The organism is Ewingella americana (genome assembly GCF_006438725.1).
In the GTDB taxonomy this organism is placed as follows: domain Bacteria; phylum Pseudomonadota; class Gammaproteobacteria; order Enterobacterales; family Enterobacteriaceae; genus Ewingella; species Ewingella americana_A.
Genome location: NZ_RCZD01000009.1, coordinates 217,594 through 242,248, shown reverse-complemented (window position 1 = coordinate 242,248; position 24,655 = coordinate 217,594). Strand labels below are relative to the sequence as shown.

The 24,655-nt window shown below is 51.0% G+C and carries 25 protein-coding genes and 1 pseudogene; 12 read left to right on the top strand and 14 right to left on the bottom strand.

Annotation, left to right across the window (positions count from 1 at the left end; translation table 11 throughout):
• Window positions 1–8: 8 nt before the first annotated feature.
• The 3 genes from EAH77_RS17410 to murJ all read left to right on the top strand — a co-directional run bounded on the left by EAH77_RS17410 (window position 9) and on the right by murJ (window position 3,295).
• Window positions 9–665, top strand: a complete 657-nt coding sequence (locus EAH77_RS17410) for a DUF480 domain-containing protein (protein ID WP_140474071.1) — start codon at window positions 9–11, stop codon at window positions 663–665.
• A gap of 9 nt (window positions 666–674) precedes the next feature.
• Window positions 675–1,631 carry a Gfo/Idh/MocA family protein gene (locus EAH77_RS17405; protein ID WP_140474070.1) on the top strand — a complete coding sequence of 319 codons (957 nt, stop codon included), beginning with the start codon at window positions 675–677 and terminating at the stop codon, window positions 1,629–1,631.
• A gap of 128 nt (window positions 1,632–1,759) precedes the next feature.
• On the top strand, window positions 1,760–3,295 hold the full coding sequence (murJ, locus tag EAH77_RS17400) for a murein biosynthesis integral membrane protein MurJ (RefSeq protein ID WP_140474069.1): 1,536 nt from the start codon (window positions 1,760–1,762) through the stop codon (window positions 3,293–3,295).
• A gap of 129 nt (window positions 3,296–3,424) precedes the next feature.
• On the opposite strand, the gene argS is transcribed toward murJ, so the two are convergent.
• A complete protein-coding gene (argS, locus tag EAH77_RS17395; RefSeq protein ID WP_140474096.1) occupies window positions 3,425–5,158 on the bottom strand; it encodes an arginine--tRNA ligase in 1,734 nt (577 codons plus the stop codon).
• Between the two features lie 296 nt (window positions 5,159–5,454).
• On the opposite strand from argS, the gene EAH77_RS17390 reads away from it, so the two are divergent.
• Window positions 5,455–6,009 (top strand): VOC family protein, encoded by a 555-nt coding sequence (locus tag EAH77_RS17390; protein WP_431306776.1) that lies wholly within the window; start codon window positions 5,455–5,457, stop codon window positions 6,007–6,009.
• Between the two features lie 15 nt (window positions 6,010–6,024).
• On the opposite strand, the gene EAH77_RS17385 is transcribed toward EAH77_RS17390, so the two are convergent.
• Complete coding sequence (locus EAH77_RS17385) at window positions 6,025–7,173, bottom strand: MalY/PatB family protein (RefSeq protein ID WP_140474067.1); 1,149 nt, start codon at window positions 7,171–7,173, stop codon at window positions 6,025–6,027.
• Window positions 7,174–7,285: 112 nt separating this feature from the next.
• On the opposite strand from EAH77_RS17385, the gene cutC reads away from it, so the two are divergent.
• Complete coding sequence (gene cutC / locus EAH77_RS17380) at window positions 7,286–8,044, top strand: copper homeostasis protein CutC (RefSeq protein ID WP_140474066.1); 759 nt, start codon at window positions 7,286–7,288, stop codon at window positions 8,042–8,044.
• Between the two features lie 292 nt (window positions 8,045–8,336).
• Here cutC and EAH77_RS17375 read toward each other — a convergent pair whose 3' ends face one another.
• From EAH77_RS17375 to EAH77_RS17325, 10 genes and pseudogenes are all read right to left on the bottom strand, one after another.
• Window positions 8,337–8,720, bottom strand: a complete 384-nt coding sequence (locus EAH77_RS17375; protein WP_140474065.1) for a hypothetical protein — start codon at window positions 8,718–8,720, stop codon at window positions 8,337–8,339.
• Between the two features lie 232 nt (window positions 8,721–8,952).
• Entirely contained in the window at window positions 8,953–9,612 is a 660-nt protein-coding gene (locus EAH77_RS17370) for a hypothetical protein (protein ID WP_140474064.1), read from the bottom strand.
• Window positions 9,613–9,836: 224 nt separating this feature from the next.
• On the bottom strand, window positions 9,837–10,574 hold the full coding sequence (locus EAH77_RS17365; protein WP_241673478.1) for a hypothetical protein: 738 nt from the start codon (window positions 10,572–10,574) through the stop codon (window positions 9,837–9,839).
• A 446-nt stretch (window positions 10,575–11,020) separates the two neighbouring features.
• Window positions 11,021–11,164 (bottom strand): annotated as a pseudogene (locus EAH77_RS17360) (pyocin activator PrtN family protein); the annotation flags it as partial.
• Window positions 11,165–11,207: 43 nt separating this feature from the next.
• The gene (locus EAH77_RS17355; protein WP_140474063.1) at window positions 11,208–11,441 is read right to left on the bottom strand and encodes an IS3 family transposase; all 234 of its coding nucleotides are present in this window, start codon (window positions 11,439–11,441) and stop codon (window positions 11,208–11,210) included.
• A gap of 855 nt (window positions 11,442–12,296) precedes the next feature.
• Window positions 12,297–13,268, bottom strand: coding sequence for a tRNA 5-methoxyuridine(34)/uridine 5-oxyacetic acid(34) synthase CmoB (gene cmoB / locus EAH77_RS17345; RefSeq protein ID WP_140474062.1), 972 nt, complete (start codon window positions 13,266–13,268; stop codon window positions 12,297–12,299).
• Window positions 13,265–14,008 carry a carboxy-S-adenosyl-L-methionine synthase CmoA gene (cmoA, locus tag EAH77_RS17340; protein WP_140474061.1) on the bottom strand — a complete coding sequence of 248 codons (744 nt, stop codon included), beginning with the start codon at window positions 14,006–14,008 and terminating at the stop codon, window positions 13,265–13,267. The genes cmoB and cmoA overlap by 4 nt, the downstream gene beginning before the upstream one ends.
• A 138-nt stretch (window positions 14,009–14,146) precedes the next feature.
• Window positions 14,147–14,545 (bottom strand): MAPEG family protein, encoded by a 399-nt coding sequence (locus tag EAH77_RS17335; protein WP_140474060.1) that lies wholly within the window; start codon window positions 14,543–14,545, stop codon window positions 14,147–14,149.
• A gap of 212 nt (window positions 14,546–14,757) precedes the next feature.
• The gene (locus EAH77_RS17330) at window positions 14,758–15,576 is read right to left on the bottom strand and encodes a DUF72 domain-containing protein (protein WP_140474059.1); all 819 of its coding nucleotides are present in this window, start codon (window positions 15,574–15,576) and stop codon (window positions 14,758–14,760) included.
• A gap of 89 nt (window positions 15,577–15,665) precedes the next feature.
• On the bottom strand, window positions 15,666–16,241 hold the full coding sequence (locus EAH77_RS17325) for a hydrolase (protein WP_140474058.1): 576 nt from the start codon (window positions 16,239–16,241) through the stop codon (window positions 15,666–15,668).
• A gap of 357 nt (window positions 16,242–16,598) precedes the next feature.
• Between EAH77_RS17325 and aspS the strand changes: the two genes are divergently transcribed.
• The 6 genes from aspS to ruvB all read left to right on the top strand — a co-directional run bounded on the left by aspS (window position 16,599) and on the right by ruvB (window position 21,980).
• On the top strand, window positions 16,599–18,407 hold the full coding sequence (gene aspS, locus EAH77_RS17320; protein ID WP_140474057.1) for an aspartate--tRNA ligase: 1,809 nt from the start codon (window positions 16,599–16,601) through the stop codon (window positions 18,405–18,407).
• On the top strand, window positions 18,407–18,853 hold the full coding sequence (nudB, locus tag EAH77_RS17315; RefSeq protein WP_140474056.1) for a dihydroneopterin triphosphate diphosphatase: 447 nt from the start codon (window positions 18,407–18,409) through the stop codon (window positions 18,851–18,853). Before aspS ends, nudB begins: the two co-directional genes overlap by 1 nt.
• 19 nt (window positions 18,854–18,872) lie before the next feature.
• On the top strand, window positions 18,873–19,616 hold the full coding sequence (locus tag EAH77_RS17310) for a YebC/PmpR family DNA-binding transcriptional regulator (RefSeq protein ID WP_140474055.1): 744 nt from the start codon (window positions 18,873–18,875) through the stop codon (window positions 19,614–19,616).
• A gap of 109 nt (window positions 19,617–19,725) precedes the next feature.
• On the top strand, window positions 19,726–20,247 hold the full coding sequence (gene ruvC, locus EAH77_RS17305) for a crossover junction endodeoxyribonuclease RuvC (RefSeq protein ID WP_140474054.1): 522 nt from the start codon (window positions 19,726–19,728) through the stop codon (window positions 20,245–20,247).
• Between the two features lie 105 nt (window positions 20,248–20,352).
• Window positions 20,353–20,967 carry a Holliday junction branch migration protein RuvA gene (ruvA, locus tag EAH77_RS17300; RefSeq protein ID WP_140474053.1) on the top strand — a complete coding sequence of 205 codons (615 nt, stop codon included), beginning with the start codon at window positions 20,353–20,355 and terminating at the stop codon, window positions 20,965–20,967.
• Window positions 20,968–20,975: 8 nt separating this feature from the next.
• Window positions 20,976–21,980, top strand: coding sequence for a Holliday junction branch migration DNA helicase RuvB (gene ruvB, locus EAH77_RS17295; RefSeq protein ID WP_140474052.1), 1,005 nt, complete (start codon window positions 20,976–20,978; stop codon window positions 21,978–21,980).
• A gap of 102 nt (window positions 21,981–22,082) precedes the next feature.
• On the opposite strand, the gene znuB is transcribed toward ruvB, so the two are convergent.
• Both znuB and znuC read right to left on the bottom strand, forming a co-directional pair.
• Complete coding sequence (gene znuB, locus EAH77_RS17290; protein WP_140474051.1) at window positions 22,083–22,868, bottom strand: zinc ABC transporter permease subunit ZnuB; 786 nt, start codon at window positions 22,866–22,868, stop codon at window positions 22,083–22,085.
• Window positions 22,865–23,623 carry a zinc ABC transporter ATP-binding protein ZnuC gene (gene znuC, locus EAH77_RS17285; protein ID WP_140474050.1) on the bottom strand — a complete coding sequence of 253 codons (759 nt, stop codon included), beginning with the start codon at window positions 23,621–23,623 and terminating at the stop codon, window positions 22,865–22,867. The genes znuB and znuC overlap by 4 nt, the downstream gene beginning before the upstream one ends.
• A 95-nt stretch (window positions 23,624–23,718) precedes the next feature.
• Between znuC and znuA the strand changes: the two genes are divergently transcribed.
• Entirely contained in the window at window positions 23,719–24,651 is a 933-nt protein-coding gene (znuA, locus tag EAH77_RS17280; RefSeq protein WP_140474049.1) for a zinc ABC transporter substrate-binding protein ZnuA, read from the top strand.
• Window positions 24,652–24,655 lie beyond the last annotated feature (4 nt).

Sequence of the window (24,655 nt, the reverse complement as noted above, 5' to 3'; positions counted from 1 at the left end):
GAAGCCACATGAAACATGAATTGAGTGCTAAAGAAGCCCGCGTGGTGGGGTGTTTGCTTGAAAAACAGCTCACTACTCCAGAACAGTATCCGATGACGCTCAACGGCCTTACCACCGCCTGCAATCAGAAAACCAACCGTGAACCGGTCATGGATCTGAGCGAAAATGACGTACAGCAGACATTGGATTTACTGCTGCGCAAACACATCATCCGCACCTTCAGCGGCAGCCGGACGATGAAATATGAACATCGTTTTTGTAATTCGGAATTCGGCAATCTGAAATTTTCACCACAGGAAGTGGCGGTCGTCACCACCCTGTTGTTGCGCGGTGCACAGACGCCGGGCGAACTGCGAACTCGTACTAATCGTTTGCACGATTTTACGGATGTCGGCGAAGTCGAGCAAACGCTCACTGAGCTGGCAAATCGTGAAGATGGCCCTTTTTGTGTGCGTCTGACGCGTGAGCCGGGCAAACGTGAAAGCCGTTTCATGCACCTGTTCAGTGGTGAAGTCACTAACATCGCCACAGCGGCTGAAGATGATGTATTTGTTGCACCGCTGGTGGGGAATTCTGCTCTTGAAGAGCGTGTTGCGGTACTTGAAACTGAAGTGGCTGAACTGAAACAGCGGCTGGATCACCTGCTGGAACGGCTGGCGGACTAAGGAAAACAGATGACTAAATTACGAATTGGCGTTGTCGGGCTGGGGGGTATTGCGCAAAAAGCCTATCTGCCGGTGCTCAGCCATGAAGAAAATTGGACGCTGGTGGGCGGCTTCTCGCCTAATCAGCAAAAGGCCCAGTCAGTTTGTGACAGCTACCGTATGCGCTGTTTCCCAAGGCTGGACGAACTGGCGGCACAGTGTGACGCCGTGTTTGTACACAGCAGCACCGCCACGCATTTTGATGTGGTCAGCCAGTTGTTACAGCAGGGCGTTCACGTGTATGTCGACAAACCCCTGGCGGCAGAACTGGATCAGGCCGAGTGTCTGATTGAACAGGCGCAAAAAGCAGGGAAAGCCCTGATGGTGGGCTTCAACCGACGTTTTGCCCCGCGTTATGTCCAGTTGAAGCAGCAACTCGTGCAGCAACCGACGGCGTCGGTGCGCATGGATAAACACCGTTCAGACAGCGTAGGGCCAAACGATCTACGTTTCACGCTGCTTGATGATTACCTGCACGTGGTGGATACCGCACTTTGGTTGGCGGGCGGTCAGGCAAACTTGCTCAGTGGGCAACTCACGGTGAACGACCAGCAACAACTGATCTACGCTGAGCACCATTTCAACTGTCATGGCAGCATCGTGACGACCTCGATGCACCGTCAGGCAGGCAGCTCGCGGGAAATCATCCAGGCAGTCACTCAGGGGGCGGTCTACCAGATCAGTGATATGAAGCAGTGGCAGGAAGAGAAAAAGGATATTGTCAGCCAGTTACCCGTTGCCAGTTGGCAGACCACGCTGGCCCAGCGCGGATTTGAAGGCGCGATTAAACATTTTATTGACTCTATCGCCAACCAAACCGCTCCGCAAACCAGCGGTGAGCAGGGGATTTTCGCCCAGCGTATTATCGGTGATATTCTGAAAAGTAACGGAATAACGGCCAAAACGCCTGTGGTTAATATTCTATAACAACTGCCAGTAGCTATTGCATTCGGTATGCGTAGACTATGGCGCACGTTAGAACCCTGCCGGTTCTTGCCTCCACGCCTGCTGCTGCAGGCGTGGCTGTTTAGTCACTGGCAACTAAGAAAAATGACATGAATCTACTGAAATCTTTGGCCGCCGTCAGTTCCATGACGATGTTTTCACGTGTATTAGGATTTGCCCGCGACGCCATCGTGGCGCGCGTTTTTGGTGCCGGTATGGTCACCGATGCCTTCTTTGTGGCATTTAAACTTCCCAATTTATTGCGCCGTATTTTTGCCGAAGGCGCATTTTCTCAGGCCTTTGTGCCGATTCTGGCTGAATACAAAACCCAACAGGGTGAGGAGGCAACGCGGACGTTTGTCGCTTATGTTTCCGGTTTACTGACGCTGGTCCTGGCGCTGGTCACTATCCTCGGCATGCTTGCCGCGCCATGGGTGATTTACATTACCGCGCCTGGATTTGTGGATTCCCCGGATAAATTCGCGCTGACCAGTGCGCTGCTGCGGGTCACCTTCCCCTATATTTTACTGATCTCACTGGCATCCCTGGCCGGGGCGATTCTCAATACCTGGAACCGCTTCTCGATCCCGGCTTTTGCGCCGACGTTTCTTAACGTCAGCATGATTGGCTTCTCGCTGTTTGCTGCTCCTTACTTTCATCCGCCGGTCATGGCGCTGGCGTGGGCGGTAGTGGTCGGTGGTGTGCTGCAATTGGGTTACCAACTGCCACATTTGAAGAAGATCGGCATGCTGGTATTGCCGCGCCTTAACCTGAAAGACGCCGGGGTCTGGCGGGTGATGCGCCAGATGGGACCCGCGATCCTCGGGGTGTCCGTTAGCCAGATTTCTTTGATCATCAACACTATTTTCGCCTCATTTTTGGTGTCAGGCTCTGTGTCGTGGATGTATTACGCTGACCGCCTGATGGAGTTCCCGTCCGGTGTGCTCGGCGTGGCGTTGGGCACCATCCTGCTGCCTTCACTGGCGCGCAGCTTCTCCAGCGGCAACCATATGGAATATAACCGCCTGATGGACTGGGGCCTGCGCCTGTGCTTCCTGCTGGCGCTGCCGAGTTCTGTCGCGCTGGGGATTCTGGCGAAACCGCTGACCGTGGCGTTGTTCCAGTACGGTAAATTCAGTGCTTTCGATGCCCTGATGACCCAACGCGCACTGGTGGCCTATTCTGTCGGTTTGATGGGACTTATCGTGGTGAAGGTACTGGCACCGGGCTTCTATTCCCGTCAGGACATTAAAACACCGGTCAAGATAGCGATTATCACGCTGGCTTCGACGCAGGTGATGAACCTGGCGTTTATCGGCCCGCTTAAGCATGCTGGCTTATCTCTGTCGATCGGTCTGGCCGCTTGTCTGAATGCCGGTTTGCTGTATTGGCAACTGCGCAAACAGGATATCTTCCAACCGCAGCCAGGCTGGCGAATTTTCCTTATCAAACTGGTTGTCGCGGTGGTTGTGATGTCAGCGGCACTGTTAGGCATGATGTACTTTATGCCCGCGTGGGATGTTGGCGGAATGGCATATCGTCTGGCTCGCCTGCTGGCGGTTGTTGTCGTCGGCGTGGTGGCCTATTTCGGCGTACTGGGTCTGCTGGGCTTTCGTGTTAAAGAGTTTGCCCGCCGTTTGGATTAAACCGGCGGCATCTGCGACAAAACGACAAAAATATAAAAGGGCGCTAAGCGCCCTTTAACTTATCTAAAATCTGACATCCCAAGACCCTTCAAGTTGCATCAAGGTGGCAATGAAATGAATTCCCGAATATTACATGCGTTCGACGGTTTCTATACCCAGAGTATCAAGACCGGTTTTCAGCGTGCGCTGTGTTAACAGAGCCAGCTTCAGGCGGCTGTTGCGGCTGGTTTCATCTTCTGCATTGAGGATCGGGCAGTGTTCGTAGAAGCTTGAGAACAGGCCAGCCACGTCGTAGAGGTATGCACACATAGTATGCGGCGTACCTTCACGCGCAACGACAGTCAGCACTTCTTCGAACTGCAACAGACGAGTGGCCAGTGCGGCTTCGCGCTCTTCGCTGATCACCATTGGCTGCGTCAGGCTGTTAACGTCAATATCAGCGCGCTTGAAGATCGATGCCACGCGGGTATAGGCATATTGCATATAGGGTGCCGTATTGCCTTCAAACGCCAGCATATTGTCCCAGTCGAAGATGTAATCGGTGGTACGGCTTTTCGACAGGTCGGCATATTTAATCGCGCCGATGCCAACGGCGTTAACCAGTTTCTCCAGCTCTTCGGCGTCTTTCAGCTCCGGGTTTTTCTCGGTGATCAGCTTACGTGCGCGCTCGATCGCTTCATCCAGCAGGTCTGACAATTTCACAGTACCGCCGGAACGGGTTTTGAATGGCTTGCCGTCTTTACCGAGCATCATGCCAAACATATGGTGTTCAAGCGCCACGGAATCAGGCACATAACCGGCTTTACGGGCGATGGTCCAGGCTTGCATCAGATGCTGGTGCTGACGTGAGTCGATGTAATACAGCACGCGATCGGCGCCCAGCGTTTCGTAACGGTATTTGGCGCAGGCAATGTCCGTGGTGGTGTAGAGGTAGCCGCCATCCTTTTTACGGATGATGACCCCCATCGGGTCGCCTTCTTTGTTCTTGTATTCATCAAGATAAACCACGACGGCACCTTCGCTATCCACCGCCAGCCCTTTGGCCTGCAGGTCGGAAACGATGCCCGGCAGCATGTCGTTGTACAGGCTTTCGCCCATGACATCGTCCTGAGTCAGAGTGACGTTAAGGCGGTTATAGGTCAGTTGGTTCTGCGCCATGGTGACATCAACCAGTTTGCGCCACATCTGACGGCAATACTCGTCGCCGCCCTGGAGCTTAACCACGTAACCGCGTGCACGGGCTGCGAACTCTTCATCTTCGTCATAATTTTTCTTGGCGGCGCGGTAGAACTCTTCGAGGTCGGCCAGATTCATGTCGCCGGCGTTCTCGTTTTGTATTTTTTCCAGATAGGCAATCAGCATCCCGAACTGAGTGCCCCAGTCACCGACGTGGTTGGCGCGGATCACTTTGTGACCCAGGAGTTCGTTGGTACGTACCGCAGCATCACCGATGATGGTGGAGCGGATGTGGCCAACGTGCATCTCTTTGGCCACGTTAGGCGCGGAATAGTCGATAACAATCGTCTGTTGTTCAACCGGAGAGATACCCAGTTTGGCATCTTTCAGCGCGCTGTCCGCGTTAGTGGCAACAAAACCACGATCGAGGAAAATGTTGATAAAACCCGGACCGGCGATCTCCACCTTGGAAGCAATACCGCTCAGATCTAACAGTTCAACAACTTTCTCAGCCAGTTGTCGTGGTGCCATACCCAGTTTTTTGGCCACTGACATGATGCCGTTAGCCTGATAATCACCAAACTGTGCCTTGGCAGACTGACGGACCTGCGCTTCGCTGTCAGCAGGTGCGCCTGCTGCGGTCATCGCCTGGCTGACTTTATCGGAAAGAAGTGCCTGTATATTCACTGGGTTACCTTTAATAGAACTCACCGTTATCCTTCCTGTCACAGCGGCGTTTTATCGCTTGCCTGCAACATGAGTGATGAGGGGAGGAACGTGATTGTTTACTGATTCGCCACTTATGGGGAGAACCGAAAATGATGCGTGTTTATATCATATTAGCCTTACGGAGTCAGTATTGCCGCATGAAGAGAAGGGGGCAAAAACCTATTCTGCGGCATGTATCTGGCAACGGAATGAAAGCCTGTGTAAATTAGCCGCCGAGGGTGATTACTTAAAAGGAAATAGCTACCATGCTGAACATGAAAGAGGTCGCCGGGCTGGCCGATCTGGTTAATGATATGCCGCGTTTTGTTGAGGCGCTGAGCGGCTTTGCTGATAAATTGCAGCTCGATCTGTCTGCCTATCATGCAGACCACATTTCGCTGCGCTGTCATCAGAATACCACTGCTGAGCGCTGGCGTGAGGGACTGGCACAGTGCGCCACATTGCTCAACGAGACCGAAATCAATGGGCGTCCGATCTGCCTGTTTTCACTGAATACGCCGTTAAGCGTGGGGCCGCTGAGTATCGATCTGGTGGAGTTGCCCTATCCGGGCGAAAAACGCTACCCGCATGAAGGTTGGGAACATATTGAACTGGTGCTGAGCGGGGGTGAAGAGGGGTTCTATGTCCGTGCACTAGCCCAACTGGCTGATGAAGCCTTAGTGGCGCCGGGCATGAAGTTAAAACAGAGTTCGCCAAAAGGTGAGCATGAACGGCTGCCGAATCCGACGCTGGCGATCACAGATGGCACGGTCACCATCAAGTTCCACCCTCACAGCTTGCGAGATATCGTCGCCAGCGAACGGGATTAAGTGCGCGTGAATTGATTACTGCTTAAGGGTGGCCAGCGCGATGTCCATCCTGTCCATCGCTTTTTCAAGCAGAGCGCGCTGGCAGCCAAGGTTAATTCGCACAAACTTCGAATTGCCAAAGTCGGCCCCGGAAGTAAAACCGACACCGGCTTCGACGAAGAACAGGTAGGGGTCTTCTACCGGCAGCGCTGAAGCATCTATCCAGCCGAGGTAGGTACCTTCAATCGGTAGCATTCGTAAACCGGGCATAGCGTTGATGCGGCGGGTGACCAAGTCACGGTTACCCCGCAGGTAATCGAGTTGTTCTTCCAGCCACGGCGCGCCATCACGGTAGGCGGCCGTGGCGGCAACGTACGCCAGAATATTGACGTGGGGAACAATGCCACGGGCCGTATACTTGAATTTCCTGCGCAGCGCGGCGTTGGGAATAATCGCCATAGAGGCCCCAAGCCCGGCGAGATTAAAGGTTTTGGACGGTGACATCAGGGTGATAGAGCGTTGGGCGGCATCTTCATTCAATGACGCAAACGGAATATGTTGCAGGCCAGGTTCCAGCAGCAGGTCGCAATGAATTTCATCGGAACAGACCACCAGATTATTGGCCTGCGCGAAGGCCTGTTGCTGTAACAATTCTTCACGGCGATAGACGGTCCCGCCCGGATTATAAGGGTTGCAGAGCATAAGCAGTTTTTCACTGCCATCTAGCTGCTTGCTGATATCACTGAAATCGGCCACCCAGCGTCGTTGTTGTTCTTTCATCGGGATGCTTTTAAAACGACGCCCTTCGGATTGCGCTGCCTCAATAAACGGCGGATAGATAGGCGAGGGCAGCAGGCTCGTTTCGTCAAGAGTCGTAGTGGCGCGAACGGCGACATTCAGCCCGCAAACTAAACCCGGCAGTGAGACAATCCATTCGGGTTTGATGTCCCATTGATAACGATCGCTCATGCGTTTTACAAACAGCGCAATCAGTTCGGGGGGCGTAAAACCATAACCAAAAACGCCCTCGGCCACGCGCTGTTGCAGCTCTGCAATCACTTGTGGCGGAGAGGTAAAGTCGGTGTCAGCCACCCAAAGAGGAATGACATCCTGGTTTTTATATTTGTTCCACTTAACGCTGTCACTGTGACTACGGTCTACCCATCGATCAAAATTGAGTGTCATAGTTAGCTTTCCAAAGCAGGCAATTGGGCGGGGATGCTCATGCTAAAGCCTACGCGACATGGCCCGTTACAGACAAGTGTTGTAGCATAAGGCCGTTATCAGGAGAGATCACATGACTAAGTTAGAAGTGTGTTGTTATAGCGTGGACTGTGCGTTAACGGCTGAGCAATCTGGCGCCGATCGGGTTGAACTGTGCGCAAGTCAGGCCGATGGCGGCATCACGCCAAGTTACGGAACCTTAAAACTGGCAAGGGAAAAAGTCACCATTCCGGTTCACCCGATTGTCCGTCCAAGGGGCGGTGACTTTTGCTACAGCCAAAGTGAATTTGATGTATTGAAAAGCGATGTGGCCTGCATTCGCGATCTCGGTTTCCCCGGCGTTGTTGTCGGCATCCTGGATTCCGAAGGCCATATTGATATGCCCAAAATGTGGGAGGTGATGGCACTTTGCGGCGATATGGCGGTCACTTTCCATCGGGCATTTGATATGTGCCTCAATCCTAAAGTGGCACTCGAGCAACTGACACAGTTGGGTGTGGCACGGATTCTGACGTCCGGCCAGCAGCAAAATGCGGAAGTCGGTTTATCTATGTTAAGGGAACTGAATCAACTGAGCCGTGGTCCAATCATTATGGCTGGTGCTGGCGTGCGTTTGACCAACTTACAGAAGTTTGTCGACATAGGCTTGAGCGAGTTACATAGCTCTGCCGGGCGTCAGGTTCCGTCTTCGATGCGTTATCGAAAAGCGGGCGTGACCATGAGTTCTGATACCGATTTCGATGAATTCAGCCGTTATTGTGTCGACGGCGATATTGTTGCGGCGATGAAAACGGCATTGGAATTTGGCGACGAGTTGTCATGTTCCGCCTAAAATAACGTTCAGTTGATATAAATGCACAAAAAACAGATTTTTTGTGCATTGCAAGTTTTACCGGGTCTCACGACCCTTATTGCGTCGCCCTGCGCAAGTACCAAGCCCCGTCATTTTGGCGGGGCTTCTTTTATTTAAAACAGTTAGTTGGATTTCAAAGGGGTGCTCAAGGGGTGCTGGTGCATCATAAAATACCCGTCTAATATATGAGAATCTCGAAAATTTATATCGAAAAACCGGGTTACCCCGGTTATTCACGCATCACCTGTCGTTTCTAAAACAAACAATGCGCTTACTGACAGTTTGGTGCGGCGGCGGTATTCGTGTTGGCAACCGCGTTGATGTTGGTGAACGCAGCAGCATTATTGGAAGCCTGGAAACAGTAGTTATCATTGCCTTGTACGGCGTAGAAACACGAAACAACATTTGCCGGAATAGTAATATTATGCAGTCCGATAATACTGAAGACTGTCGCGGTTGCAGCGCGGGTTGCCGTGCTGTTAGGGTTTTTACGGAATGTAATCCCGGTATTGGGCGCCGCTACCGCAATGGCTGAATGATTTTGGCAATTGGCACTGAAAGGCAGGTCTACGGCAAAAGCAGGTGCAGACAAGGCAGCCAGCGAACTCAGAATAACGCCAGCGGTCAGGGAGCGGGAAAAGTGTTTTATTTTCATAAAATATATATCCTTGTTTACCATGTGGAATAATCTGCAATAAATGCAGAGGCTCGTTGTAACGACTTAAGTTTCTCTTGTCCTCTGGCGAAAGAAGTCAGTGAAGAATGTTTTTGGTATGAATAATGAATTAAATTTTCTTCAGTATTTATTAATAAAAAACACAACGGGGCATTCCCGTGGGTAATCACAAAAAATAAAAGCTTAATGCCTGGCGTAATTAAAAAACACCTTAATTAACGATGAAATTCAGAGAGCCATCCAACGTATAAGCTAAGTTTGTTGCTCCTGCACCGAAGGCGATTTTAACCGGCTTGCCCACGCTACGCCCTGATGTATTGCTGTCATGCATCGAATCCATAGCAGGAAGTACGACCCCTTGTTTAAAATCGGTGACAACCAAATAATACGACAATTTAGGTATCATAAAGTAATAAGTCATATTAGGACTGCCCTGCATTATTATTGCAGGCAGCTTATTGATAAACAGAGAAATGCCCATAGTCAGGGAATCGGAAACCGTAAAACTTGAATCGGTTGAGACTTCTAATTTGTCAGTAATCTTATTGTCTGAATAAGGCACGCCTGAGAAAAAGCCGGCATTGTTATAGGAAACAGGCAGTACATTGTCACCCCCGACAACATTCGGAAATGCCGGTGCGGGATCTTGCCCTTGAGAAAATTTCACGCCAATATCAATGTGCTCGCTGGTATTCCCCCAGCCTAACCCATAGTCGTTTTCATCCCATGAGAAGGTGGCATTCCCACTGTTATTGATCGGCTTCAACCACCAGACAAGTGAAAAGTCATTATTGCCTGAAGAGTCACCTATATATACGGCCACATTTTGTTGCAGGCCACTCTTATTAGTCACGGATACTGAATAAGTCACAATAGGATTCCTTCTTAAGGCAAGCTTAGACGACAGTGCTTTCTGTGTGATCGGGTGTTCATGACAGGGAATAAAACCATAATAAACGGGTTTCTATCAATGTGTGAAACTCAGGTCACCCTTTTATTTTTCAAGAAACCAACCTGTCGTTTCCTCCAGATTGGTTTCTCAGACTACTGCTGTGAATAAAACGCTACAAATACCCTTTCGGGAAAATCACTCTATCAGAGCGGGACAAATTGCAACGTATCATTAAGCTCAAAACTCAATGAGGTTATTCCGTCAGAGAAGGCGAACTGCAGCGGGCTGCTGACAAATGTTCCTGAAACAGCAACACCTATTTTTGAATCTGTTGTGCAAATCCAATATGTCGGATGTGTATCAAACATGAAGTTCCCATTGGGTTTCCCCTGCATCGCGAATGCAGGCAGGGAATTCATATAAACAGCAAGACTCATCGCTTTGGATTGCCCGACAGTGAATGTTGAATCGGTTTTTACCAGCATGCTGCCGGAAGCAACCTCCGGATTATTATATGCCGTCGGCTGCGTCTGGAACTGGCCATTGGTGAAAGTAACCCCCATCGCGTTTTTTCCGCCACTGGTCGTAGGATTCATATTTTGGATCGGGCCGCCGGAACTCCAGAGAACACCAGGGGCTAATGGCTGTTCAGTTGTACCCCAGTTCAGCGCCCAGTCGATTGACCAGTTATAGCTGTTCGTATTGCCATCGTTGACCGTCTGCAGCAGCCATACCAATGGCAAACCGGTGACCAGATTAGGGTAAGTTTGATAGATGGCGACATTAGCAGCACCGCCGCTAGAGTTTTTAACAGAAATAGAATAGGAAGACATAGTGTTATATTTCCTTTCAGTATGATTGAGTGACGGAAACCATATTTCAAGCCAATTGACTGTGTTGTTTTGTTCAAGAACGAGATAATTATTATCCGTTTTGAGCATTATGCAAATGCTATCCTCCCGCCCTAAACGGGTTATAAGAGCTCATCTTTACATAAAAAAGACAGATTATTTTTGTCATTTTAAAGGCAAAAAAAATACTCTTTTATCATGCAATCAATGAGATAAATCTTGGTTGTACTAAAAAAATACTTATCAATAAAAACTAAAACATATAAAATTTTAATGATTCATCAAATCGTGCTATTTTTATAATCTATTGATCTTTAATGATAAATAAAAATATCCATCATCATGTTGATTTTCATGCTGCATTACCTATCATTAAATCTGATCATTGAGTGGCTTGTTTGATCAATTTTTCTTGTCGTTTTATTTTTATTTAATTACATCGCGTTAAAACGCGATGTAATAGACCTGCGCGTTTGAAATTAATTGCATGTGCAATCATTCGCAGAGGGGGGGTTAATATGAATGACTTAGGGGTCTTATGTGCATTTCACTTGGCGCTGGGGGTTTTGCATACTCTCGAAAAGCTCTTTTCCTTTCTTTCTTTGCCTGTCGAGATGGTCTGCTAAGTCTTGAATATGGATCATTCTTGGCGATTTCTGGCTATTGCTGGCGCGGAAGGTCGGTACCGGAAACTGTAATGGTCAGCTAAAACCGGACACTGATTTAGGCACATTGTTGTAATCGGCGTTCATATTCATTCGGCGATATATTTCCCAGCCGGTAATGCCGACGCTTCAGATTATAAAAACTGTCGATATAATCGATAACGTCCGCAATACCCTGACTTCGGGTTTCATAGCGACGGTAGTTAACTCTCTCTGCTTTCAGGCTGCGGAAGAACCTCTCCGTAACGGCATTATCCAGACAGTTACCCTTGCGGCTCATACTGCCCGTCACATCAAGTTCCTGCTGGCAGGACTGGGACTCTCTGCTTGGTGAAACTCTTCCTCATCACGATGAAGATATGCTCCATCCTCTTTTACACCGACAGTGCAGCGGTAACGCAATTCACCTGAAGCGGTGAGTCTTTTTTCAATACTGTAAGAGGCCATCTCAAACTGCCTCAGGGGGTGCTGTAGGGGGGGCCGAGTAGAATGAAATAGCTTAAAACGGTTGTGTAATCGACATAAACACACTGTATGCATATGCAGTGGTTTCAATAAGATATTGATACTTAAAAATAAATAAATTGAGAGATGAACGTGCAGCCCATCATTTTGGCGGGGCTTCTTTTATGCTCATTGGCTATATAGAGGTAGGGGGAGTGTAAAAACGTCATTCATAAAGAAAATTGAAGTTTAACCTCATGAAACGCGTTATTTACCGTGCCGCACTCGCATTTTTCCCATAGTTTGGCTATCTTAAATGCAAGGAATTATTTATCTTATGAGGATTGCAATAGGCATAGTCCTAATGCAGAAAATTTATGCCTGATATGCAAATTTATTGCGATAACTGTGGGGGCGGTAGTTTCACGGTGAGTAAAACTAAGCCGATGGACGTGGCGGTGAAATCTCTTATTTGCCGCAACTGCGGAACACCTACTCATGCAGATAGCGTCGTGGTGTTCACGGAGCATACCTGGATAAGCCTGCCACCCAGCGTTGATCACGATCCGGATACCGTCCTGCAGATGAGGTAATGGCTGGAACAGGGTTAAAACCGATTTCGAACAAAAAGAAAATGGCGGTTATCTCAACCGCCATTTTCTTTTGCGTGAGATTAATTGACTGACCGCAATAATGGCGTCATTTAAGGCTTACGGGCGATCAGCAGAGCACGGCGCGGGGCTGGATAACCCTCGATGGTTTTTCCCGGATCGTTCGGGTCGAGGAATTCAGCCAATGATTCGCTGGTCATCCAGTCAGTGCGGTGCTGCTCCTCCAGCGTAGTCACGCTGACATCGGCAATCCGCACATCCACAAACCCACATTTGATTAACCAGCCTTTGAGCGCTTCTGCGGAAGGGATGAAGTAGATATTGCCCATTTGCGCATAGCGGTCTCCTGGCACCAGTACTTGCTGACTGTCACCTTCCACCACCAGCGTTTCCAGCACCAGTTCGCCGCCATTCACCAGTTGGTTTTTCAACTGATAGAGATGATCCAGCGGGGAGCGCCGGTGGTACAACACACCCATCGAAAAGACGGTATCAAATGCGTTCAGTTCGGGAAGTTGCTCAATACCCAGCGGCAATAAATGTGCACGCTGATCGCCGCCCAGCAGCTTGCGTACCGCCTCGAACTGACAAAGGAAAAGCTGCATTGGGTCGATGCCGACCGCCAGATGTGCGCCCGCGCCAATCATTCGCCACATGTGGTAGCCACTGCCACAACCGACATCCAGAATCGTGCGGCCAGCCAGCGGGGAGATATGCGGCAATACGCGATCCCACTTCCAGTCCGAACGCCACTCGGTATCAATTTCCACGCCGTAGAGTGAGAACGGCCCTTTGCGCCATGGCATCAGGTTACGCAGCAGGTTTTCAACGCCTTCGCGCTGGCCCTGTGGCAAAGGTTCCAGCATGCTGGCACTGACGCTGTGCAGCAGATCCAGTTTCTCTGGTTGCATCAGCGGCAGACGTTCAACGGCGTTAAACCACATTTTGAACTTGCCGTGCAGTGACTCTTTCTGCCAGACCGTAAGTTGTGAAGGCAGGGTATTCAGCCATGGGCTGAGCGGGCCTTTGGCGATGCGTTGGTAGAAATCACCAAATTCGATCATTTTTCCTCTCCGGCCTTCAGTGCAATAAGCGAACCAAAGTTGAAGCACTGGAACCAGACTTCAGAATGCTCAAAACCGGCCTGTTTTAACCGTGCCTTATGCACGTCAACGGAGTCGGTCAGCATCACATTTTCCAGCATGCTTCGTTTCTGACTGATTTCGAGTTCGCTGTAGCCGTTGGCGCGCTTGAAATCGTGATGCATGTTGTAGAGCAATTCACCGACGTTTTTATCTTCAAAACTGAATTTTTCCGACAGCACCAGCGCAGCACCCGGACGCATCCCCTGATACACCTGATTGAGCAGACGTTGACGATCGTCGGGTTGCAGAAATTGCAGAGTGAAATTGAGCACGACCATGGACGCGTTGCTCAGTTCGACATCCAGAATATCAGCTTCAATGACGTTCACTGGCGTATCGGCCCGGAATGCGTCGATGTGGCGACGGCAGCGTTCGACCATGGCAGGAGAGTTATCGACAGCAATAATTTCGCAACCTGTGACGTTAATATTGCGACGCATCGAGAGCGTGGCGGCACCCAGCGAACAGCCCAGGTCATAAACCCGGCTGTCAGGCTGTACAAAGCGCTCGGCCAGCATACCAATCATCGAAATAATATTGGAGTAACCCGGCACGGAGCGCTGGATCATGTCGGGGAAGACTTCGGCAACGCGTTCATCAAACGTCCAGTCGCCGAGTTTGTCTATCGGTGCAGAAAAAAGTGTATCGTGGTTAGCCATAGTGCTGAGTCAGACCAAAAATTGAAGGGGAGTAATTTTGAGGGCAGATTTTAACAGAGTCTGCGGTGAGCAGATACCGGTAAAATGTGCCCGTCGTGCGCGGCCGCAGGGTTGTCGTGCGCTATTGTGGGTAGAAAGTTACCATCGAATATTCAGAAATTGCGACCATGGCAGATAAATAATATTCACGACCACCATCAGCAGCAGGGAAATATAGGTTGCTGCCATGCCGTTGCGACGCCAGGTAAATTCACGGTTTTTCAAACCGTAATAATGGAACAGGCGGCCAATGATCAGCATCAGCCCGCAGATATGCACCATCCAGGCCTCTGCACCGTTCATTTCCATCATAATCAGTAATAAACAGCCTATCGGCAGGTATTCCACTGCATTCCCATGGACGCGGATCGCTGTTTGCAATTCATACGAACCACCGTCACCCGTGGCAATTCGGTATTGCATACGCAGTCTGACAACATCAAAAGATAATTTAATTAATAACACTGCGGCGAGCACGACATATAACGCGCTGATCATTTTACAACCTCGAAATGACAGGATTAGCCAACGGCTCCGTTCACTTGATTGAGTAACTAAAAAGTGCCGGGCAGACAAGGCCGGTTAAGCAACGGGCAAATATCGCCTGTAACATGGCCTTAATAATAACGGCGTAACAAATGACTGTCTTGAGGAATAACCGTGATGGATGCAAAAACCGCATCAAAAAGCGGAAGGCTGAAACACTTTGCTCAGAAGAGCGAATCTTGCTCCGGCCAGTCGGGTGCTGGCGGCAGTTCGGGCAGGGCGATACGCAGCTGTTGCCACAGGTTTTGTGCCTGCTGGGGGGCGTCGCTGCAATCGGGCGTGTGGATAAACAGATAGGGGTTATGCCCCACGGCGCGCCACTGCTTGAGTTTGTCAATCCAGGCGATAAACAGTTTTTTATTGTCTTCAAGCACGTCACCACCGATGAACCGCACAATCGGACGATCGGCGGTGACCAGTGCGTGCACCGGCAACACCGGCTTTTTACGCTGGGCTTCACGCACGGCTTCGGTGTGGGGTTTGGCACTATGCACCGGACGGCTGTCGAGGATCGCGCGGTTAATGCCGCGCTGATGCAGTCCCTGATTCAGTAACAACTCGTCTTCCCCTTTGGCAAAAAACAGCGGATGACGCACTTCGACGCCGTAATTAAAACCTGAAGGTAGCGCGTCGAGAAAGTGCCATAACCGGTCAAGATGCGGCGGCGAAAAGGTCGCCGGAAGCTGCAACCATAATTGCCCGATGCGCTCGCCGAGCGGTTCAAGCGTGCGATAAAAGGTATCGACTTCTTCCTGGCAGTTGACCAACGCGGCTTTGTGGCTGATGGCTGAGGGAAATTTGAAACAAAAGCGGAACGTTTCCGGTGTCATGTCGCGCCAGCGCATGACCACCTCCTGTTTGGGCAGGGCGTAAAATGTGGTATTCCCTTCGACACAATTGAAATACCGCGCATAATCAGCCAGATCGCGCAACCCGATGCGTGCCCATGCACTGTGATGCCACTGTGGTAAACCAATATACATGCCGAAGATGATCCCATTGATAAAGAAACACCGCCCCGGTGGGCGGCATTAAGGAATGTTAAAACAAAGCGCGCTGAGTCAGGGTAGCGTTACTCTGGCAGAGCGGCAAGCACATCGGCAGTCGAACGCACACGGCTGATGCGGGGGAAAATGAACTGCATACTGGACTGATGATGTTCGTTGTTGTGCGCGCTGCACGCATCTTCGGCGATCACCAGCTCATACCCGTGTTCCCACGCGTTACGTGCGGTAGATTCCACGCCGATGTTGGTCGAAATCCCCGCCAGCACGATGCTTTTGATACCACGGCGGCGCAACTGGAGATCTAAATCAGTCCCGTAGAACGCGCCCCACTGACGTTTGATCACCAGCAAATCGCTATCAGTGACGCCCAGCTGTTCTGGAAATTCCCACCAACTCGCTGGCAGGCCGCCTTCTGGCGCCGCGGCTGGAATATCAACAGGTTGTTTCAGTGCTTCATCAAACGAGTTGGACCAGCCAACGCGCACCATCACCACCAGTGCACCCAATTGACGAAAACGGTTGCCGAGCGCAGTGGCGTTGTCCAGCACCTGTTGGGCGGTGTGCGGGCCACCGGCAAAAGGCAAAATACCTTTTTGTAAGTCGATCAACACCAGTGCGGTGGTTTGTGGGTCGAGTTTCATGGGTTTTGGCTCCCGGAGTTTTCAATGTAGACGGTGCGAGATAAGGGGCGAGGTCGTAAAATTCTTTGTCTGCTACCTATAAAAGCGCCTGGCGAGTTTATGCTAAGGCATGGGCTGGAATGTGGATAATTTTGTTAAATTATGTGTGGCAGAGGTTAACGATGTAAATCAGCGGCGTGCGGCGCGTCTTCGCTCTTATCCTGAGGAGGAAATTCCTTTATAATGACCGCCTTTTTTCGACCTGTAGAAAACCTATTCCGCGTGCCGCAGTTTTTTGCGAGTGAGCGACCAGAGTGAATAACCGTTTCTGTACCCGTGTGCCATGAGGCCGGGTAGTGGGATCAAAAGGATACCGTTATGCGTACTGTATATTGTGGAAAACTGAATGCGTCCAACGTGGGCCAGGAAGTGACATTGTGTGGCTGGGTTAATCGTCGTCGTGATTTGGGCGGTTTGATTTTCATCGATATGCGTGACCGCGAAGGCATCGTTCAGGTTTTCTTCGACCCGGATCAGGGAGAGGCTTACAAGTTGGCCTCTGAACTGCGCAATGAGTTCTGTATTCAAATTACCGGCACCGTGCGTGCGCGACCTGAAAGCCAATTCAACAAAGACATGGCAACCGGTGAAGTGGAAGTGTTTGCCAGCGGCCTGAACATCATCAACCGTTCAGAATCCCTGCCGCTGGACTCCAACCACGTCAACTCCGAAGAAGCGCGTCTGAAATACCGCTATCTGGATCTGCGTCGCCCTGAAATGGCAAATCGCCTGAAAGCGCGTGCAAAAATTACCAGCTTCGTGCGCCGTTTCATGGATGGACATGACTTCCTCGACATCGAAACCCCGATGCTGACCAAAGCCACACCGGAAGGTGCGCGTGACTATCTGGTTCCAAGCCGTGTGCATAAAGGCAAGTTCTATGCACTGCCACAGTCTCCTCAGCTGTTCAAACAGCTGCTGATGATGTCCGGTTTTGACCGTTATTATCAGATCGTAAAATGCTTCCGTGATGAAGATTTACGCGCTGACCGTCAGCCTGAATTTACCCAGATCGACGTCGAAACCTCTTTCATGAGCGCAGAGCAAGTGCGTGAAATCATGGAAAAACTGGCCCGTGAACTGTGGCTGGACATTAAAGGTGTGGAATTGGGCGACTTCCCGATCATGACTTTCGCCGAAGCCATGCGTCGCTATGGTTCAGACAAACCTGACCTGCGTAACCCGATGGAACTGGTTGACGTAGCTGACCTGTTCAAAGACATCGAATTCAAAGTGTTTGCGGACCCGGCTAACGATCCGAAAGGCCGCGTTGCAGCACTGCGCGTTCCGGGTGGCGCAACACTCAGCCGTAAACAGATCGACGAATACGCTAAATTTATCGAAATCTACGGTGCGAAAGGTCTGGCTTACATCAAAGTCAACGACATCACCAAAGGTCTGGAAGGCATTTCAAGCCCGGTTGCTAAGTTCCTGAACGAAGCGTTGTTGCTGGCGCTGATTGGCCGTACTGGTGCTCAAGATGGCGACATGATCTTCTTCGGCGCAGCCAGTGAGAAAATTGTGACTGACGCTATCGGCGCGCTGCGTCTGAAAGTGGGCCGCGACCTGAAAATCACCAAAGAAGAGATGTGGGCTCCGCTGTGGGTGATTGACTTCCCAATGTTCGAAGATACCGATGAAGGTGGCCTGTCAGCCATGCACCACCCGTTCACCGCGCCGAAAGAGATGACGGTTGAAGAACTGGCGGCGAATCCGGTTTCTGCTATCGCCAATGCCTATGACATGGTGATCAACGGTTACGAAGTGGGCGGCGGTTCTGTGCGTATTCACCGCAGCGACATGCAGCAAACTGTCTTCGGCATTCTGGGTATTAACGAACACGAACAGCGTGAGAAGTTTGGCTTCCTGCTCGATGCCCTGAAATACGGTACACCACCGCACGCAGGCCTGGCCTTTGGTCTGGACCGTCTGGTGATGCTGCTGACCGGAACCGATAACATCCGTGACGTAATTGCCTTCCCGAAAACCACGGCGGCCGCCTGTTTGATGACCGAAGCACCAAGTTTTGCCAACCCGGCATCCTTGCTGGAGCTGGGTATTGCGGTTGTTGCGAAAAAAGACGCAGCAAAAGAAGTGAAGCCGGACACAGATTCAGAGAATAACTGATGAGTCCTAAGCGTCCTGAGTCGATACTGTGCGTCATCTACGCCAGCAACACCGGCCGGGTGCTGATGCTTCAACGACGGGATGACCCGAATTTCTGGCAGTCGGTCACCGGCAGTCTGGAAGGAGACGAGTCCCCGGAAGAGACCGCGCAGCGTGAAGTGATGGAAGAGGTCGGTATCGATATTGCCGGTGAGAACCTCCCGTTACTGAACTGTCAGCGCTGCGTGGAGTTTGAGCTGTTTGCTCATTTGCGTTATCGCTATGCTCCCGGCGTGACCCGTAACAAAGAACATTGGTTCTGCCTGGCAATTGCTGAAGAACGGGATGTGGAAATCACAGAACATCTCGCGTATCAGTGGCTCGATAAACCCGCTGCGGCGGCGTTGACGGTGTCCCCGAGCAACCAGCAGGCGATTGAAGAATTTGTAACTATTGAGTCTGATTAGACTAACTGGAGATATTTGTATGGCAGGTCACAGTAAGTGGGCCAACACTAAGCATCGCAAAGCGGCGCAAGATTCCAAACGCGGTAAAATTTTTACCAAGATCATTCGTGAGCTGGTGACTGCCGCGAGACTCGGTGGTGGCGATCCAGGCGCTAACCCGCGCCTGCGTGCTGCAATCGATAAAGCGCTGGCTAACAACATGACCCGCGATACCCTGAACCGTGCCGTTGCGCGTGGCGTTGGTGGTGATGATGATACCAACATGGAAACCATCATTTATGAAGGCTACGGTCCTGGTGGTTCAGCCGTGATGGTAGAATGCCTGAGTGATAACCGTAACCGTACCGTAGCGGAAGTGCGTCATGCCTTCAACAAAACCGGCGGCAATCTGGGCACTGATGGCTCGGTTTCCTATCTGTTCACCAAGAAAGGGGTGATCACCTTCGCCCCGGGTCTGGATGAAGACACGTTGATGGAAGCTTCGCTGGAAGCCGGCGCAGAAGATATCATCTCTTATGACGATGGTGCGATTGACGTCTTCACTGCCTGGGAAAGTCTGGGTGATGTGAAAGACGCGCTGGAAGCGGCAGGCTTTAAAGCAGACTCCGCAGAAGTCACCATGATCCCATCGACTAAGGCCGATATGGATGCCGACACAGCACCAAAACTGCTGCGCCTGATCGACATGTTGGAAGATTGTGACGATGTGCAGGAGGTTTACCACAACGGTGAGATCTCCGACGAGATTGCAGAAACGCTATAACGCTCTATTCAGCCGGTGACCTGTTCACCGGCTGGCTATCAACAACCCCCTCTGCGGTTTATACTCCCCTTCATTCAGGCAAAACGACAATACAAGGCGTTGATTGGCTATGGCTATAATTCTGGGGATTGACCCCGGTTCACGCGTTACCGGCTATGGCATTATCCGCCAGACAGGGCGACAACTGACTTATCTCGGCAGCGGATGTATCCGTACGGTAGTGGATGACATGCCGACGCGTCTGAAGCTGATTTATGCTGGCGTCAGCGAAATCATTACCCAGTTTCAGCCTGATTTTTTTGCGATTGAATCGGTGTTTATGGCCAAGAATCCTGACTCCGCGCTGAAGCTTGGGCAGGCACGTGGTGCCGCGATTGTGGCGGCGGTGAATCAGGATTTACCGGTGTTTGAATATGCGGCCCGTCAGGTTAAGCAAACGGTAGTCGGTACCGGTGCGGCAGAGAAGTCGCAGGTGCAGCATATGGTCCGTTCATTGTTGAAATTACCTGCCAATCCGCAATCGGATGCCGCGGATGCGTTAGCGATTGCCATCACGCATTGCCATATGAGCCAGAACGCGATTCGCCTGAGCAGCGATAAATTACAAATGACGCGCGGCAGAATGCGATAGCTGTCTGAAAGCGATTAAGCTGGATATCCATCCAGCTTTTTTTATGATATAAACCTCGCTGTAAAGTCAGGTTTTTGGCTATCAAATCAATAGAGGAAGGTGACGGTGATAGGTCGACTCAGAGGTGTTATTCTTGAAAAACAGCCCCCATTGGTGCTGTTGGAAACTAACGGTGTGGGCTATGAAGTGCACATGCCGATGACCTGTTTTTATGAATTACCGGATCTGGGTAAAGAGGCCATCATCTTCACGCAGTTTATCGTTCGTGAGGACGCGCAGCTGTTATATGGTTTTAACGATAAGCAGGAACGTGCGTTGTTCCGTGAACTGATTAAAGTGAATGGTGTGGGGCCAAAATTGGCTCTGGCGATTCTGTCCGGTATGTCTGCGCAGCAGTTTGTCAGCGCTGTCGAGAAAGAAGAAATAACAACACTGATCAAATTACCTGGTGTGGGTAAGAAAACCGCGGAGCGGTTGGTGGTCGAAATGAAAGATCGTTTTAAAGGATTAAACGGTGATCTATTTAACAATAATACTGATATCTCGCTACCTGCATCGACGTCGCAAGCAAAAGAGTCTGATGCAGAAGGCGAGGCCGTCTCAGCCCTGATTTCCCTCGGGTACAAACCACCTGAAGCCAGCAGAATGATCAGCAAAGTGGCTAAACCGGGCGTGGATTGCGAAACGTTGATTAGAGACGCGTTGCGCGCGGCTCTGTGAGGTAAGAGATGATAGAAGCCGACCGTCTGATTTCACCTGATGTGATCACCGAAGAAGAAGTCATCGACCGGGCGATACGCCCCAAGATGCTTTCTGAATATGTCGGTCAGCCCCATGTCCGCTCGCAAATGGAAATATTCATTCAGGCGGCCAAACAACGCGGCGATGCGCTTGATCACCTGTTGATCTTTGGCCCCCCGGGTCTGGGTAAAACCACGCTGGCGAACATTGTTGCCAACGAAATGGGCGTGAATTTACGCACCACCTCTGGACCTGTGCTGGAAAAAGCCGGCGATCTGGCGGCGATGCTCACCAACCTTGAACCGCATGACGTGCTGTTCATTGATGAGATTCACCGTTTGTCACCAGTTGTCGAAGAGATTTTATATCCGGCGATGGAAGATTATCAGCTGGATATCATGATTGGCGAAGGACCCGCGGCGCGCTCTATCAAGCTTGATCTGCCACCGTTTACGCTGGTGGGGGCAACCACCCGTGCCGGTTCCCTGACATCACCGTTGCGTGACCGCTTCGGTATTGTTCAGCGTCTGGAGTTCTATCAGGTTGCTGATTTACAGCACATCGTCGGGCGCAGCGCCAATTGTCTGGGTTTGCAACTTTCCGAAGAAGGGGCGCATCAGATTGCCCGCCGTTCACGCGGTACGCCACGTATTGCTAACCGACTGCTGCGCCGTGTGCGTGACTTCGCCGAAGTCAAAGGCGATGGCACGATCAACGGTGATACGGCCAACGGCGCTCTGGATATGTTGGACGTGGATGCCGAAGGTTTCGATTATATGGACCGTAAACTGCTGCTGGCGATTATCGACAAATTTACCGGCGGTCCGGTGGGCCTTGATAACCTCGCTGCCGCCATTGGCGAAGAGCGTGAAACCATCGAAGATGTGATTGAACCTTTCCTGATCCAGCAAGGTTTTATCCAGCGCACGCCGCGCGGTCGTATGGCGACCAATCATGCTTATAAACACTTTGGTATGACGCGGCCCGAATAGGCCTCAAGTGCTGGCACATCATTAAAAAAGCGGACGCCACATTGGGCGTCCGTTTTTTAATGATGCTTAGCAGCAGGCAGCGATTTTCATAAAGAGACGGAGTTACGCCACCTGTTTTTTCGTCAGGCTCAGCATAAACATGATGGCCGCACTGAGCACGACCGACGGACCCGCTGGTGTGTCGTAAAACGCAGAGAAGGTCAGCCCGCCGGTGACGGCCAAAATGCCGACGGCAACAGCGGCCAGCGCCATCTGTTCCGGCGTTTTAGCGAAGCGGCGTGCGGTGGCCGCAGGAATGATTAACAGCGAAGTGATGATCAGTGCCCCGACAAACTTCATGGCTAAGCCGATGGTCAGCGCGGTAACCAGCATCAGAATAATGCGCGAACGCTGAAGATTTACACCGTCGACGTGTGCCAGTTCAGGGCTGATGGTCATTGATAACAGTGAACGCCATTGCCAGCACAGCACAGAAATCACAATCACTACGCCAACGCCAATCATCCAGATGTCGCTGAGGGTAACGGAGAGTAAATCACCAAATAGATAGGCCATCAGGTCAACGCGCACATTGGACATCAGGCTGACCACCACTAAACCCAGCGACAGTGCGCTGTGAGCCATAATACCGAGCAGGGTGTCGACGGGGAGATGGGGTTTACGCTCCAGAATCACCAGCAGCAGCGCCAGTAATAAGGTCACGACGATCACCGCGTAAAACGGATTCACGTTCAACAGCAAACCAAAGGCTACGCCGAGTAGCGAGGCGTGGGCGAGGGTGTCACCAAAATAAGACATACGGCGCCAGACCACAAATGAGCCGAGCGGGCCCGCCGCCGTTGCCAGCAGAATACCGGCCAACCAGCCGGGCAATAATAATTCAATCATGCGTCACGGCCTCCGGTATTACGCAAAATAACTTTTCCCTGTAAATCGTGACGATGATTGTGATGATGGCGATAAATAGCCAGTTGCTCCGCACCCCGGTTACCAAACATGGCAATAAATTCAGGGTGCATCGACACCACTTCCGGCGAGCCAGAGCAGCAAATATGTTCATTCAGGCATAAAACCTCGTCGGTTTTCGCCATCACCAGATGCAGGTCGTGGGAGACCATCAGCACCGCGCAGTCCAGTTCGCAGCGCAGGCTGTCAATCAGGTTATACAGCGCCAACTGGCCGTTAACATCAACGCCCTGAGTGGGTTCGTCGAGAACCAGAAGTTGCGGGCTGTTCATTAATGCGCGGGCCAGTAGAACGCGCTGGTTTTCACCACCGGAAAGTTTTTGCATCGGCTGGTCAAGCAGATGTGCGGCCTGCACGCGTTTCAGCGCCGGTAAGATATCCTGGCGTTTAACGCCTGGTTTCAGGCGCATAAAGCGGCTGACGGTCAGCGGCATAGTGGCATCAAGATGGAGTTTCTGTGGCACGTACCCAATGCGCAAATCGGATTGACGGGTCAGGGTGCCGCTGGTTGGCGCGACCAGGCCGAGCACCACGCGCACCAGGGTAGATTTCCCTGCACCGTTAGGGCCGAGCAGGGTAAGAATTTTGCCCGGTTGCAGCGTCAGTGAAATATCCGACAGCACGCGCCGGGAGCCGAAAGTGACCGAAATATTGTCTAGTGTGGCTAAAGTAGGCATGTCAGTGATGTCTTGCAGAACAAATCGAATGTTATAATATTGCGTTTTCGCATAAATAACCAGTTTTCACCTTAATGATGATGAGTTAACGCCAGATGATACAGAACATAAATACCGTTAAACGGATGCTATTAGCCGCTGCGTTAGTGTCTAGCTTTGCAGCAACGTCGGCCCATTCCGCAATCGTAGCGTCCGTCCGTCCGCTGGGGTTTATTGCTTCAGCCATTGCTGATGGCGTAACACCTACCGAGATCCTGCTGCCAGATGGTGCCTCGCCGCACGATTTTGCCCTACGCCCATCAGATTTACAAAAGATGCGCCGCGCAGATTTAGTGGTGTGGGTCGGGCCGGAGATGGAAGCGTTTATGACCAAGTCTGTCGCACAGTTGCCGCCAAATCGTCAGGTAACCATCGCCACACTCAGCACAGTTACACCACTTTTACAGAAAGGCGATCATGACGAGGATGCGCATGATCAGGGCCACGATGGGGCGCACGATGAGCACCATCACGGTGAATACAATATGCACGTGTGGATGTCGCCAGAGATTGCCAAACAGACGGCGATCGCAATTCATGCAAAGTTATTGGAACTAATGCCACAAAAGAAAGACAAATTAGACGCCAACTTAAAACAGTTTGAAGAAAGCTTGACAAAAGTTGACAAAAACCTTGGTAAGATGCTGCAGCCTGTGCAGGGTAAGGGATATTTCGTTTTTCATGATGCTTATGGTTATTTTGAAAAACATTTCGGCCTTTCGCCACTTGGCCACTTTACGGTCAATCCCGAGATTCAACCCGGTGCGCAGCGATTACATCTCATTCGAACTCAGTTGGTTGAGCAGAAAGCAGTCTGTGTTTTTGCTGAACCACAATTCAGGCCGGCCGTAATTAATGCCGTTGCCCAGGGAACAACAGTGCGTATGGGCACATTGGATCCGCTGGGGAGCGGGATCGCATTGGGTAAGGACAGTTATGTGAACTTCCTGTCACATCTGACTGACCAGTACGTGAGCTGCCTGAAGTAAGATT

Coding starts and splice junctions, on each gene's coding strand:
- EAH77_RS17410 (WP_140474071.1), top strand. CDS start 9: ATGAAACATGAATTGAGTGCTAAAGAAGCCCGCGTGGTGGGGTGTTTG.
- EAH77_RS17405 (WP_140474070.1), top strand. CDS start 675: ATGACTAAATTACGAATTGGCGTTGTCGGGCTGGGGGGTATTGCGCAA.
- murJ (WP_140474069.1), top strand. CDS start 1,760: ATGAATCTACTGAAATCTTTGGCCGCCGTCAGTTCCATGACGATGTTT.
- EAH77_RS17390 (WP_431306776.1), top strand. CDS start 5,455: ATGAAAGAGGTCGCCGGGCTGGCCGATCTGGTTAATGATATGCCGCGT.
- EAH77_RS17385 (WP_140474067.1), bottom strand. CDS start 7,173: ATGACACTCAATTTTGATCGATGGGTAGACCGTAGTCACAGTGACAGC.
- cutC (WP_140474066.1), top strand. CDS start 7,286: ATGACTAAGTTAGAAGTGTGTTGTTATAGCGTGGACTGTGCGTTAACG.
- EAH77_RS17375 (WP_140474065.1), bottom strand. CDS start 8,720: ATGAAAATAAAACACTTTTCCCGCTCCCTGACCGCTGGCGTTATTCTG.
- EAH77_RS17365 (WP_241673478.1), bottom strand. CDS start 10,574: ATGCTCAAAACGGATAATAATTATCTCGTTCTTGAACAAAACAACACA.
- cmoB (WP_140474062.1), bottom strand. CDS start 13,268: ATGATCGAATTTGGTGATTTCTACCAACGCATCGCCAAAGGCCCGCTC.
- cmoA (WP_140474061.1), bottom strand. CDS start 14,008: ATGGCTAACCACGATACACTTTTTTCTGCACCGATAGACAAACTCGGC.
- EAH77_RS17335 (WP_140474060.1), bottom strand. CDS start 14,545: ATGATCAGCGCGTTATATGTCGTGCTCGCCGCAGTGTTATTAATTAAA.
- EAH77_RS17330 (WP_140474059.1), bottom strand. CDS start 15,576: ATGTATATTGGTTTACCACAGTGGCATCACAGTGCATGGGCACGCATC.
- EAH77_RS17325 (WP_140474058.1), bottom strand. CDS start 16,241: ATGAAACTCGACCCACAAACCACCGCACTGGTGTTGATCGACTTACAA.
- aspS (WP_140474057.1), top strand. CDS start 16,599: ATGCGTACTGTATATTGTGGAAAACTGAATGCGTCCAACGTGGGCCAG.
- nudB (WP_140474056.1), top strand. CDS start 18,407: ATGAGTCCTAAGCGTCCTGAGTCGATACTGTGCGTCATCTACGCCAGC.
- EAH77_RS17310 (WP_140474055.1), top strand. CDS start 18,873: ATGGCAGGTCACAGTAAGTGGGCCAACACTAAGCATCGCAAAGCGGCG.
- ruvC (WP_140474054.1), top strand. CDS start 19,726: ATGGCTATAATTCTGGGGATTGACCCCGGTTCACGCGTTACCGGCTAT.
- ruvB (WP_140474052.1), top strand. CDS start 20,976: ATGATAGAAGCCGACCGTCTGATTTCACCTGATGTGATCACCGAAGAA.
- znuB (WP_140474051.1), bottom strand. CDS start 22,868: ATGATTGAATTATTATTGCCCGGCTGGTTGGCCGGTATTCTGCTGGCA.
- znuC (WP_140474050.1), bottom strand. CDS start 23,623: ATGCCTACTTTAGCCACACTAGACAATATTTCGGTCACTTTCGGCTCC.
- znuA (WP_140474049.1), top strand. CDS start 23,719: ATGATACAGAACATAAATACCGTTAAACGGATGCTATTAGCCGCTGCG.